Origin of the sequence: Lentilactobacillus sp. SPB1-3, from assembly GCF_026913205.2 — a bacterium.
In the GTDB taxonomy this organism is placed as follows: domain Bacteria; phylum Bacillota; class Bacilli; order Lactobacillales; family Lactobacillaceae; genus Lentilactobacillus; species Lentilactobacillus terminaliae.
In genome coordinates this window covers 613,626-626,410 of sequence record NZ_CP168151.1, presented here as the reverse complement: position 1 = coordinate 626,410, position 12,785 = coordinate 613,626, and the positions used below count along the sequence as shown (strand labels likewise).

Annotated in this window: 16 protein-coding genes; 10 read left to right on the top strand and 6 right to left on the bottom strand. The window is 37.1% G+C overall.

The features are described 5' to 3' along the window. Positions 1–17 precede the first annotated feature (17 nt). The 4 genes from tagD to recX all read right to left on the bottom strand — a co-directional run bounded on the left by tagD (position 18) and on the right by recX (position 3,225). Positions 18–428, bottom strand: a complete 411-nt coding sequence (gene tagD, locus O0236_RS03120; protein ID WP_268912709.1) for a glycerol-3-phosphate cytidylyltransferase — start codon at positions 426–428, stop codon at positions 18–20. Between the two features lie 102 nt (positions 429–530). Further along, positions 531–1,643 (bottom strand): AI-2E family transporter, encoded by a 1,113-nt coding sequence (locus O0236_RS03115; RefSeq protein ID WP_268912708.1) that lies wholly within the window; start codon positions 1,641–1,643, stop codon positions 531–533. A 120-nt stretch (positions 1,644–1,763) separates the two neighbouring features. Continuing rightward, on the bottom strand, positions 1,764–2,327 hold the full coding sequence (locus tag O0236_RS03110) for a DUF402 domain-containing protein (protein ID WP_268912707.1): 564 nt from the start codon (positions 2,325–2,327) through the stop codon (positions 1,764–1,766). A gap of 100 nt (positions 2,328–2,427) precedes the next feature. Then, positions 2,428–3,225: a recombination regulator RecX gene (recX, locus tag O0236_RS03105; protein ID WP_268912706.1), complete on the bottom strand. Its 798-nt coding sequence runs from the start codon at positions 3,223–3,225 to the stop codon at positions 2,428–2,430. Positions 3,226–3,310: 85 nt separating this feature from the next. Here recX and O0236_RS03100 point away from each other — a divergent pair, with 85 nt between their 5' ends. The 3 genes from O0236_RS03100 to O0236_RS03090 all read left to right on the top strand — a co-directional run bounded on the left by O0236_RS03100 (position 3,311) and on the right by O0236_RS03090 (position 5,638). Then, the gene (locus O0236_RS03100) at positions 3,311–3,757 is read left to right on the top strand and encodes a flavodoxin (RefSeq protein WP_268912705.1); all 447 of its coding nucleotides are present in this window, start codon (positions 3,311–3,313) and stop codon (positions 3,755–3,757) included. Between the two features lie 152 nt (positions 3,758–3,909). Next, complete coding sequence (locus O0236_RS03095; RefSeq protein ID WP_268912704.1) at positions 3,910–4,956, top strand: LLM class flavin-dependent oxidoreductase; 1,047 nt, start codon at positions 3,910–3,912, stop codon at positions 4,954–4,956. A 1-nt stretch (position 4,957) separates the two neighbouring features. Further along, positions 4,958–5,638, top strand: coding sequence for an NADPH-dependent F420 reductase (locus O0236_RS03090; RefSeq protein WP_268912703.1), 681 nt, complete (start codon positions 4,958–4,960; stop codon positions 5,636–5,638). Positions 5,639–5,719: 81 nt separating this feature from the next. Here the strand turns inward: O0236_RS03090 and O0236_RS03085 are convergent, their stop codons facing one another. Beyond that, positions 5,720–6,700, bottom strand: coding sequence for a YihY/virulence factor BrkB family protein (locus O0236_RS03085; RefSeq protein WP_268912702.1), 981 nt, complete (start codon positions 6,698–6,700; stop codon positions 5,720–5,722). A 16-nt stretch (positions 6,701–6,716) separates the two neighbouring features. Continuing rightward, positions 6,717–7,832, bottom strand: coding sequence for a non-hydrolyzing UDP-N-acetylglucosamine 2-epimerase (wecB, locus tag O0236_RS03080; RefSeq protein WP_268912701.1), 1,116 nt, complete (start codon positions 7,830–7,832; stop codon positions 6,717–6,719). Between the two features lie 263 nt (positions 7,833–8,095). Between wecB and O0236_RS03075 the strand changes: the two genes are divergently transcribed. The 7 genes from O0236_RS03075 to O0236_RS03045 all read left to right on the top strand — a co-directional run bounded on the left by O0236_RS03075 (position 8,096) and on the right by O0236_RS03045 (position 12,378). Beyond that, a complete protein-coding gene (locus O0236_RS03075) occupies positions 8,096–9,043 on the top strand; it encodes a glycosyltransferase family 2 protein (protein ID WP_268912700.1) in 948 nt (315 codons plus the stop codon). Between the two features lie 2 nt (positions 9,044–9,045). Next, positions 9,046–9,471, top strand: coding sequence for a GtrA family protein (locus O0236_RS03070; RefSeq protein WP_268912699.1), 426 nt, complete (start codon positions 9,046–9,048; stop codon positions 9,469–9,471). 1 nt (position 9,472) lies between these two features. Next, positions 9,473–9,610, top strand: coding sequence for a hypothetical protein (locus O0236_RS03065; protein ID WP_268912698.1), 138 nt, complete (start codon positions 9,473–9,475; stop codon positions 9,608–9,610). A gap of 127 nt (positions 9,611–9,737) precedes the next feature. Further along, the gene (locus tag O0236_RS03060) at positions 9,738–10,094 is read left to right on the top strand and encodes a PadR family transcriptional regulator (protein ID WP_268912697.1); all 357 of its coding nucleotides are present in this window, start codon (positions 9,738–9,740) and stop codon (positions 10,092–10,094) included. Then, positions 10,084–11,175 (top strand): DUF4097 family beta strand repeat-containing protein, encoded by a 1,092-nt coding sequence (locus O0236_RS03055; RefSeq protein WP_268912696.1) that lies wholly within the window; start codon positions 10,084–10,086, stop codon positions 11,173–11,175. Before O0236_RS03060 ends, O0236_RS03055 begins: the two co-directional genes overlap by 11 nt. A 75-nt stretch (positions 11,176–11,250) precedes the next feature. Next, entirely contained in the window at positions 11,251–11,739 is a 489-nt protein-coding gene (locus O0236_RS03050) for a DNA-3-methyladenine glycosylase I (protein ID WP_268912695.1), read from the top strand. 12 nt (positions 11,740–11,751) lie between these two features. Further along, a complete protein-coding gene (locus tag O0236_RS03045; RefSeq protein ID WP_268912694.1) occupies positions 11,752–12,378 on the top strand; it encodes a hypothetical protein in 627 nt (208 codons plus the stop codon). Positions 12,379–12,785 lie beyond the last annotated feature (407 nt).

Here is a 12,785-nt window from a genome sequence, read left to right as displayed (position 1 = left end):
TATTTCGTCTTATTAACTTAGGCTTTCCAAGTATCTGAATCTGATAAGCCAAGGTCTTCCTTGATCTTAGTGGTTGAAATTCCTTCGGTCCTTGGAAGATAAATAACTTCACAATAGTCCTTTAAGAAATCGAATTTACCTTTCCAATCGTCTCCCATGACAAAAGTATCAATGTCATTATCAACAACGTCAGAAATTTTTTGATCCCAACCCTTTTCAGGAATTACTTCATCAACGTATTTAATAGCTTCTAAAATATATTTACGATCTTCGTATGATGTGTATGCTTTCTTACCCTTTTCAGCATTAAACTCATCAGATGAAAGACAAACTGTTAAATGGTCCCCCAGTTCCTTTGCTCGTTTAAGCAAGCGAACGTGACCTTTATGGAGCAAATCAAATGTTCCATATGTAATTACTTTTTTCATAAAATCTCCTACTTTATAGTAACTTTCGAATTAATAAACACATACTAAATACTAGCATAAACAATATCTACGTCAATATTTTTTAAAGGTTCTTAAAGTTAATTAGTCACGTAATTGAAAAATATTATAAGCATGAACAATGACAACCTTAACCACAGCATACAACGGAATTGCCAAAATCATGCCAAACAATCCAGCTATATTACCAGCGGCCAATAAAATAACAATGATTGTCAACGGATGGATTTGTAATGATTTACCAATAACATTTGGATAAACTAAATTACCATCTACTTGTTGAACGATCAATACAACAATGATGTTATAAACCACATTCAGCCAACTACCAGTTGATAACGAAACTGCTAAAGCTGGTGCGATTCCAATGTATGGACCAACGTAAGGAATAATATTACAGATTCCGGCGATGACACCTAACAGCATTGCATACCGCATCCCAATAATTGAATAACCGATTGCCGTAAATGTACCAACGAACAAACATTCGATCATTTGACCACTGATATACTTAGAAATCGTTTTGCTCATTTCGCTCAACAAATCCATAATTTGGCCCTGATGTTTTTCAGGTAACATCTTTTTAATTGTTGGTGCCAATTTAGGGCCATCTTTCAACATATAAAACAACACAATTGGTACAGTAATCGCCACAATAACGACGTTTGCGGCAGTTGATATTATGCTACCAAGACCATTGGTAACGCCGGATAGTATGCCGTTAGCATATGTAGTCAGATTCTGAGAAAATTTATGGGTAATGGAATTAAAATCAATTTGTTTTAACAACTTTTGTGAATTGGCGTCTTTAAAAATCTTATCAAGTAATTTTTGTGAATCGTTAATTACGCTTGGCAATTGATTAGCCAAATTGGCCACCTGGTTTACCAACTTCGGGATAAACACTGATGCTATCAAGACAATAGCGGCAACTAATAGTATGAATACTATTGCCACGGCCCACGTCCGCGAAATCTTTTTCTTTCCTAACTTAACCTTCATCAAGATATTAACAATGGGATTAAGCATGTAAAATAGGAATCCCGCTAATAACAGTGGAATAAATATGGTGGATATAAATATAGCAATTGGGGTAAACATAAAGCCAATTTGGGTACAGCCCCAGATAATTGCTACCACAATCAAGATTTCAATTGACCAAAACATTAGCGATGAACTTTTTAACTTACTTATCATCTATTGATCTCCCACATGATTTATTTTAATTACTATTCTAGCATAACCTTATTTTGAAAAACATTTCATGAGAAAAAGAAAAAAGAATGCCAGTGAATCAATGACTCACTCAGCATTCCTTTATTTACGGTCTTCATTATTCTGACGAGATAGTTCCAAATATCGTTCATACCAAATTGCAATAAACTCTTTAGAAAACGGACCCTGTTCATTGTTTATCCAATCAACAATGATTCTCACATTGCGCTTTAAAATCCGGTCAATCTCATCACCATAATGCCATTTTGCGGAAAAATCTAAGTATTCGTCAACATCCAATAATTTCCGCTTACCATCGGGAAACACCTTAACGTCTAAATCATAATCAATATACTTAAGAGCTTCCTTATCCAATACATATGGTGACGCTAGATTACAATAATAAGCAATTCCATCATCACGAATCATTGCTACTACGTTGAACCAATATTTTTTGTGAAAATAAACGATTGCTGGTTCCCTAGTTACCCAATGACGACCATCATCTTCAGTAACCAAGGTATGATTATTACAGCCTATCAATGAATTTTCACTAGTTTTTAGTACCATCGTATCTCGCCAGATACGATGCAAACTGCCATCATGCTTATAGCTTTGAATCGCAATGAAGTCGCCTTCTCGTGGTAATTTGCTATCTCGTGGCATAAGTTATACCCACTTTCAGACTAAGCTATTAGCAACCGATTGTTCCCAATCCGTGAATAATTATATCAAATAATGTGCTTTTTGCCGAATGATTTTGGCTTCATTCAGCTAGTCTCTCAATTGCACCTTGAATATCATCCATTGAAAATCCCTTAGCATAAAGTGCTTGCTTCAGTCGTTGTTCTCTCTCGTATCCTTGATATTTAGCATATTTACGAGAATATCTTTTCGCAAGTTTATCAATTATTTCACTGTCCCGTTCAGCAAATTCATCTAAATCAACGCTTTGAACAGCCTGACTAGCAATATCAAACGAAAATCCGCGCTGAGCCAATAGATTTTTAGTCTTATTTTGCACCATCTTTAACGAGTCATTTTTCTTAAGCTTAATGTTTTTTACGGCACCTTCTGAAGCGATTTCCAACTGTAATTCAGGGTTGAATAACTCTGTCAAAGTGTTATCAATCATTGCTTCTGGAATGTGCTTGGTTTTCAAATGATTTCTAATCCATGCAGGACCGTTTTTACGACCACGAATGACAGTTACCACATAACTCTGGGCATAATGCTGGTCATCAACTAACCGCTGATCTTTTAGTCGATCAATCACTTCTTTGATAGCATCTTCATCCTCTGACAAAGTTAATAATTTTTCGCGAACTTCAAATTCGGTTCGTAGATTATGAGCTAAAAAGTCAATGGCGCGGGAGTAAAGCTTAGAAACTTGATCCGCTTTTTTGATTGTCTCTTGTAGCTGATCATCGACTTCCATCCCTTTGAAAATTTGAAATTTAATTAAAACATCTTCACTCACTGGAAAGGCATAGGCGCCATCTAGATAAATATTATATCTACCCTTTCTTTTTTGAGCTTCGATTTTCGTTATGGTAGCAGCCATGAGTACCTCCTCTTAAAGTTCACTTTGATTCTAACATTTGCTATACTGAAAGTATCTATTCTAATTAAATCCGAGGTTGATAAATTTGACAAGTGCACACGTAGTTTACGCAACAATCACAGGTAATAACGAAGACGTCGCCGACATCATCACGGAACACCTTGAAGATCTTGGAATTAAGACAACAGAAACTGAAATTTCTCAAACTGATCCTGCTGTTTTTAGCGATGTCGACATTTGTATCGTTTGCCCATATACCTATGACGAAGGTGCCCTTCCTGAAGAAGGAATGGACTTTTATGACGACTTACCAGATCTTGATTTAAAAGGTAAAGTATTCGGAGTTGCTGGTTCTGGAGATACTTTCTACGAAGAATTTTATAACCTAGCTGTTGATAAGTTTACGGACGCTTTTAAACAAACCGGTGCAACTCAAGGTGCCGAAAGCGTCAAGATCAACTTGGAACCTGATGAAGATGCCATTACCAGATTAGATCAATTCGTTGATACTATCGTTGAAAAAACTAAATAGTCCTGAAGATAACCGAGTGTCGTAATTATAATACGATTGCTCGGTTATTTTTGTTTACTCAAACTAAGCATTTTAAGTTGCATTTTCTGACATCCTGTAATATTGTGTTCATAATACATACTTACAAAAAGTAAGTGTCAGGGAGGAAAACTATGATCGACGTAGATAAATTACAATTTGGTTTGGAAACATTTGGAGATATTGTGGCCAATGAAGACGGTAGCCTTAAAACTGCTGGAGAATCAATTCGCCAGATTGTTAAAGAAGGCCAATTGGCAGATAAATTAGGAATCGATGTAATTGGCGTAGGTGAACACCATCGACCTGATTATAGTGTTTCTAGTCCTGAAATCGTATTAGGAGCAATTGCTTCGGTAACTAATAATATCAAATTAGCCACTGCTGTGACTGTCCTTAGTTCAGATGACCCAGTCAGAGTTTATGAACGCTTCGCAACTTTAGAAGGATTGTCACAAGGCCGAGCTCAAGTTATGCTTGGCCGCGGATCATTCACAGAATCATTTCCGTTGTTTGGATATGATTTGACCGATTACGATGATTTATTTAATGAGAAACTTGAAATGTACAGCAAACTCATTGAAGAAAAACCAATCACTTGGTCTGGTAAATTCACTGAAACCCTTAAGAATCAAGATGTATACCCTAAGACTGATTACGATGGTTTAGAAACTTACATTGGTATTGGTGGCTCACCTGAGTCAATCATCAGAACCGCTAAGTATGGCTACAAAGTAATCATTGCCATCATCGGTGGTCAAGCTGATCGCTTTGTACCATACGTTGACCTTTATAAACGAGCAGCTGAGCAATATCACATGCCAGTTCAACCAATTGCGGTTCACTCACATGGATTTATCGCTGATGATGAGGACGAGGCTGTCGAAGTTGCCTGGAAAAACATCAAAGCTAACTTTGACCGAATTGGTCTAACTCGCGGATGGGCACCAATGAGTCGTGAACAATTTGATGGTGAAACCAAAGTTGGTTCATTTTATGTTGGTAACCCAGAACACGTTGCACAACGAATTGCCAGAACAATTAAGTTATTAGGCCTTGGAAGATTTGATCTAGTGTATGGAGCTGGTAATCAAACTGCCGCACAACGGGAAAGAATGATTGAGCTGTACGGTAGCAAAGTAATCCCTCGTGTCAAAGAAATTCTATCGGAAGGTGAATAACATGACTGAAATTAAGAATGTCGGCATCTTAGGTTCTGGAAAAGTCGGGATTGTGTTGGCACAATTAGCGCTTGCAGCAGGCTACAACGTTAGGATTTCTGGCTCTGGATCAGTTCAAAAGATCGCCTTAACCATTGATACACTTGTTCCAGGTGCAACTGCCTCTACTAATCAAAGCGTCGTCAATAATAGCGACATTATTATTTTGGCAATTCCGTTAAGTCGGTACAAAAATATTAATTCAAAATTGTTAAAAGATAAGTTGGTCATCGATGCAATGAACTACTGGTGGGAAACTGATGGTATCCGTGAAGAGGTTTTAGATCCCGATACCACTTCTAGTGAACAGGTCCAAAAGTATTTTAATAAGAGCACCATCGTGAAGACTTTCAATCATATGGGATATCATAATTTACAAGAAGATGCCCGTGAATCTGGTGATCCAAATCGTAAGGCATTATTCGTGGCCGGCGATGATCACGATGCAGTAGACGTCGTTGCTCATTTTGTTGATACGATGGGATTTGACCCGGTTATTCACTATCAATTAAGTGACGGTATCATGACCGAGCCAGGAAGTGAATTATTTGGTGCTAGCCTTTCCAAGGAAGCACTAAGGAACGTGATTGATAACTTCGATGAAACTGAGTTTGGGAAACGAATTAAGCAATCTAACAATTAAATACGATTTAAACGTATGAAAAAGGCTAAGTACAATCCAAAGTTTACGGATTATACCTAGCCTTTTTGAAAATTCAAATTTTCAGGGTTGCTTTCTTCTACGCTGTGGCCTTCTTGGAGGTCTCTTCTTTGATGACTTGTTATTAGTTTTAATCCGATTTCTACGACGTTCTGTGGCTGTTTGAGCCAATTTTAAAGCGTTAGCTAATGCATCATCTTGTTCTTGAATTGGTCCAGCCATAAATTCTTGTAGTGTAGCGTTTAGCACACCTCCAACTAACATAATCAGAGCTGAAAAATCTAGCCAGAATAATAGCACGATAAACGTTCCGATGGTTTTATACGCCGTAATGTTGCGTCCAAAAAATTGTAAGTAAATCGAAAATCCTTGAGCTAGCGCAAGTAAGCCAATCGTGGAAAGTAGTGCTCCTACCCAGACATAGCGGAATTTAACCCTAGCCATTGGTACAAGGTAAAATAACAGCGTCAATAAAAACCAAGTGGCAATCAAAGTGACAGGAAATTTAATCGTGCCAATAAAATGAATCAGTGAATTTGAAATATTAGCGATCGGCTGAATCCATTTAGCAATCATTTGGCCGAACACCATGAAAAGCAATACTGCTGCCACAATGATAATCAAAACTAGTGTCCACAGAAACGAAATGATTCGATTACTAACACTACTTTGATCTTCAGCCACTCCATACGTTCGGTTAAAAGTTCGTTGAAAAGCAGCAATTGCTCGGCTAGCAGACCAAATAGTAACCACCAACCCAATTGATAAAGAACCTGCGCTACCTCCGTACAAAGTGGATTTGATAATTGGTTCAAGCGTTGAATATACCCGATCAGGGAACAGCGGCTCTAAATAAATTTGCACGTCCTCTGGTCTGATATTTAATACATTCAACAGACTACCAACAATGAAAAACACTGGAAAAATCGCTAAGACAGCATAAAAGGCCAAGACGACCGCTGAATCAGAAATCGCCCCATTTTTATAGTTGCTTAAAAACAATCTAATAAAATCCATGAACTTTTTAGGCTTTACAGATTCCAATTGTCTTTCCTCCAACTTAATTACTAATCTTATCGATAATCGCTTGTAAGATTCTTTCTGAAGCGTGACCATCACCGTATGGATTCTTGGCATCAGCCATCTCATCATATGCAGCTTGGTCAGTTAATAATTTATTCATCCAGTCAGTGATTTGGGCAGGATTAGTACCGACTAGTCTCAATGTACCAGCAGTAATTCCTTCTGGTCGTTCAGTGGTATCCCTTAGTACCAACACTGGCTTACCTAGTGATGGCGCCTCTTCTTGAATACCACCTGAATCAGTCATAATGAAATATGCTTTGGCAGCTAAATTGTGAAAATCAAGAACGTCTAATGGACTGATCAAATGAATCCGCTTGTCGTCACCAAAAATCTCTTTAGCAGCAGATTGTACTGCTGGGCTTAAATGAACAGGATAAACCACTTCGACATCTGGATTAGCATCAATGACTTGCTTGATAGCTCTAAACGCCCGCTTCATTGGCTCACCTTGATTTTCTCGGCGATGCATCGTCATCAAGATCATTCTAGAGTCTGGAGATACTTCATCCAAAACATCGTGATGATAATCCATGCTGACAGTTTGATTAAGTGCATCAATTGCGGTATTCCCCGTCACAAAGATATTATCTTCCGGATGATTTTCTTTAAGTAAATTTTGTTTACTCAAATCTGTTGGTGCGAAGTAAAGGTCAGCTAAAACGTCGGTCAACTGACGATTCATTTCTTCTGGATAAGGAGAAAATTTGTCATAAGTTCTCAATCCAGCTTCAACGTGGCCAATTTTTACTTTATGATAAAACGCACTGATACTAGCAGCAAAGGTAGTTGTCGTATCTCCATGAACTAAAATAATATCAGGCAATTCTTTTTCGATAATTGGATCAAGTTCCTCAATAATTTTGGTAGTAATATCACTGAGAGTTTGATTCTGTTTCATAATATTTAAATCATAGTCAGGAGTTATTTTAAAAACCTCTAAAACTTGGTCCAGCATCTCTCGATGTTGTGCAGAAATAACCGTCACAGGGATAAACTGGTCAAGTCTTTGATTCATTTCTAAAATAATTGGTGCCATTTTAATTGCTTCGGGTCTGGTCCCAAAAATTGTCATTACTTTTAATTTTTTCATGCGGTTGTAACTCCCTTTCTAAAGCTAAGTATAACAAAAGATTCTTCAGCACACACCATGCGAAACTGGTTAGCAGAGATATGATATAATTTTCAGTGAAAAAATTTTTTTCAATCACAAATAATTAGACGAATTTATTAAGATTGTCATTATCCTTCAAAGAATAATTGATATAAAAAACTAACTCATTTATTCTATGTTGTAGGCCTTGACTTAATGCCGGCTAATTAATAAAAGTAGCAGCACAAATGGAGGATTGTAAATTGAAAACAATTAGCTTGATCGTTCCATGTTATAACGAGGAACCAACGGTCAACTTGTTTTATGACACGACTGAAAAGGTCTTTGAACAATTAAATCAAACTCGTAGCGAACAATATAAACCTGACTACATCTTCATCAATGATGGTTCAGTCGATAAAACTTTAGACGTTATGCGTGACTTACATAATGAACATCCAGACGAAGTTCACTACATTTCATTTTCAAGAAACTTCGGTAAGGAATCAGCATTCGCAGCTGGATTATCAAATGCCCATGGCGATTTCGTGGCAGTAATGGACGTGGATCTTCAAGATCCTCCTGAGTTATTGCTTCAAATGGTCGATATTTTAGAACAACCAGATACAGAGTACGACGTAGTTGGTTGTATCCAAAAATCCAGACATCAAAATCCAGTTCGAGCATTCCTATCCTCTTCTTTTTATAAAGTTATTAACAAAATGTCAAAGGTGCCAATTAAAGCCAACGTCAGAGATTACCGTTTAATGACTCGTAAATACGTTGATGCAGTATTAGAGATGCCAGAATATAACCGTTTCTCAAAGGGATTATTTTCATGGGTCGGATTCAAAACTAAGTATTTAGAGTACGAAGGAGTTCCCAGAGCTGCCGGTACTACTTCATGGTCATTATCTCAACTATTTGATTATTCATTGGAAGCTTTAGTGGATTTCTCAGATGTTCCTTTGAAGCTAGCAACATTTGTCGGTGGATTGATTTGCTTCCTGTCAATAATCGGGGTTATCTTCGTAGTTATTCGTGCTATTTTCTTCGGCGGCTCAGTCAATGGTTGGGCATCAATCGTCTCAATAATCCTGTTCTTAAGCGGAGTTCAGTTGTTCTGTTTAGGAATCGTTGGTAAGTACATCAGTAAAATTTACTTAGAAACTAAGCATCGTCCTAAGTTCATTATTCAAGAGAGTCGTTAATTATGAAAAAGCTATTATCAATTTATGAACAGCAAAAAGAAGTCATCTCTTACTTGTTCTGGGGCGTGATGACGACTATAGTTAACATTTTAATTTTCGCTTTGATCCATTGGTTAACTGATTGGAATTACTTGATTAACAACTCAATTGCTTGGGTGATCAGCGCCCTATTCGCTTATATTTCTAATCGGATTTACGTATTTCATTCCTATGCAGATTCACGCTCAGCTGTCTTAAAAGAGATGGCATCGTTTTTCATTGGCAGAATCGCATCTTATTTCATTGAACAAGCTATTCTGATCGTAGGAATTTCTGGATTGAAATGGCATGAAATTACCGTTAAGATCATTGCTAACGTAGTTGTCGTTATCGTCAATTATTTCTGGTCAAAATGGGCAGTGTTCAAAAAGAAGGGACCCGAATCTTAATATGAAACGAACGGATATTCGTCAGAAAAAACAAGTGTTTCCAGATGGCCACGCAACACAACGTTTAGGCTATCAATTGCTGGGCATCTCAATTCTCTTAATTGTTTTGCTTGCAGTTGCTGCCCGGGTGTTGATGTAGACAGTTAAAAGCCTTCAATTACTTAGGTGTAATTGAAGGCTTTTTTGTTTACTCGATTATTACTTTGACACACATAGTAATCCGTAATACAATACTGTGTATGACAAAGTAATATTCAGGAGGAGCTATGGAAAAAAATCAAAACATCTCAAAAGAGTTGATTCGTGGAGTGACGGACGGCATTGTTCTAAATATATTATCTCAAGAAGACTCATATGGATATAAAATGACTCAGCAAATCGCTCATCTATCAAATCAAAAATATGAAATCAACGAAGCCACTCTATACACGGTATTTCGTCGACTATCAAAAAAAGGTTTGGTAACAAGCCACTATGGCGATGAGTCACAGGGTGGCCGCCGAAAATATTATCAAATAACTGATGCTGGTAAAGCTGAACTAAAAGACTTTCAAGATCAATGGGCATTTTCCAGAGAAATTATTAATCAATTAGTTACAGGAGAACTTAAAAATGATAAATGAAAAACTAATAGAACAACAGTTACAACGATTCTTTAATGACAAGCCTCATTCCGGTGAATTATTGGATTTCTATGAAGAAGTTAAAGCTGATTTAACAGAATCTGCTTCAAAAAAGTTAGCTAACGATTCCGAACTTAGTGAGGAACAAGCGGTAAATTTAGCTGCTGATCAAATGGGAGATTTGTCCCCTGCCATCGCTTTGATTTCGCAAACGAATGACTCAGTCACAGAGTTAGCAGAAAGTATGGACGAACAAACCAATGATTTACCTGAACTTTTGGAAATCAATGCTGGCTTTGGAGAAATATTCTTAAGTCAAAGCGTAGACGAAGAAATCCACATTCATCAGAAAATTTCCCCTACGGACAATTCGTTAAAGATGAAAACGATTGAAACACCAGATAAAGTTAGTATCAGCATCCCTAAGCCAAGTTGGCTAAAGTATTTAACACCTTTACGCCATCCAAAGTCTAAATTATATGTGGAAATTCCAGACAGCTTCACTGGAACAACTGTCATAGATGGCGATTCGAGTAGTATCCAAGTTAATGCTATTAATGTATCAGGCGAACTCAGCATCTCGTTAAATTCAGGAATCGTCAAACTCAATCAAGTAAAAGCAAATATTTCAAATATTCAAATAAGCTCTGGTCAGCTAACTGCTAGTCAAGTTCAGGCTAATAAAATCAACGTGAATGGTAATTCTGGGACAGTGAATATTGATAATTCACAGGCTATCTTCAATGTGAAGGTTAACAGTGGTGTCATTAAGGCTCATTTTATTTCCGGTTCAGGAGCCTTTGCTACCCATTCAGGATCAATAAAAACTAGCTGGCAAGATGTTACCGATGACATTAAACTAACTACTCAATCAGGAACAATTGATTCTCAATTACCTATGTTACAGAATTTTGATTTCAAATTGTCTGCAGAATCTGGGACAGTTAAGCTAAAGAATCGTCAAGCAACATATGATCTTCGAGCTCAGGGAGCAGCGATGGGTCAAACAGTGGATGCTGAAACGAATGCTTCCTTTGCTATCACTGCCATGGCCAAATCTGGCACAATCAAAATTAGTTAACACTATTCGGTGATTAAATTTCACCCCACTTTTCAATAAAAGTGGTATTGTCCTATGTGTAAGGGGGATGATTGCATGGATCAAATTAGTGGCGTGCAACAATATCATCAGTTATTTGGTACTAAAGTTTATGACGCTGACACTGCTTTTGAATTCTTAACCATCGCAGTATTTCAGGCCGGGATGAGCTGGAAAGTTGCCGCGTCAAAAATTCCAGTATTCAAGCAAGTATTTGCAAATTTCGATTATCATAAAATTGCCATGTTTGACGAGCCCGATTTAGAGGCCATCGAAAGTAACTCAAATATGATTCAAAATGGCCGCAAGATTCGGTCAGTCCTACAGAACGCCAAAGCTGCGGTTCAATTGGAACCAGAATTTAACAATCTGGCTGACTACTTCTGGTCATTTAAACCAGATAAATCTGAAGAAGGTGATCGAGATACCATCGGGGCTGTAGTCGCTAAGGATATGAAAAAACGTGGTTTTGAATTTGTTGGGCCCACAACCATGGGCCTATTGTTAGTTGGAATGGGCATCATTGAACGCCGTCCGAACGCTTAAGGGGGAATTATCATGGATAAATTTGATTACCGAATCGATGAAACTGCAGAGTACTCTAATGCTACTGCTCCATCGATCGTGCATCTTAATGAAAGAAATTACTTAACTTTTGAAGGCCAAGGTAAATTTGACTTAAACGATGCTACTTTTAAAGATACTGTTGCAGCAATGTATGATCTAGCTGATGGTATCAAACAAGCCGCTTCTACCAGCAAAGCCCTTGACTGGTTTAGAGATTATCAACCCTACCCGCTAAACAGTTATTGGCGAACTGATGGTAGCTATATGCTAATGGTCAAGCAACCTAACTTTACGATTCCAGAATTACTTCCAGTTGCCAAAGAAATGGTCAAAGATAAATATCCACAAGAAATTCTAGACAATATTCATTTCACTAGACAAGAAGAAGGCTATGAGGTTCAATCAAATAATCATGGTCCCCTAACCGCCGACTCTACTGTGTGGGATACCTTAAACAAATTTGTTGATCAACATCATTTAACCGTGACTGATAAAGGTCACCGAGAAGTATACTTAACCAATTTATTAACGACTAAGTCTGATGATTGGGACATTCTGGTCAGACAATCAATCAGTTCTGATGTTACTAAAGCTGGTTTAGGAATCATCACGAATTAATAAATGTAACTAACAAATAATGTTAAATAAAAAATCCTGTGACAACACAATTTAGTGTTATCACAGGATTTTTTTATTATTAATCGATTTAGATACTAACAAGAAATTTTGAAAAGGTATTTTTTCATATTAAATTTTCCTGCCCCTACCCGAACCATTTCATGAAGAGTATGTCATAACAAACATCAAATTTTTGGCTTCAAATTTAACAGATAATTACAGGAGATCGATAATCAATTATGTTGTTGCTCGCTATTGACTGCTTTTAGTATGTGGTGAGATTTATTAGCATTAAAGTAAGCCTCAAAAAATTCTAAGTATCATTTAAGAGATAGTTAAGAATTAGAAAATAATTAGTTAAACTTCGGGTGTTATTCTCTTAGCGTAGTTAAGAAAGCAATTACATT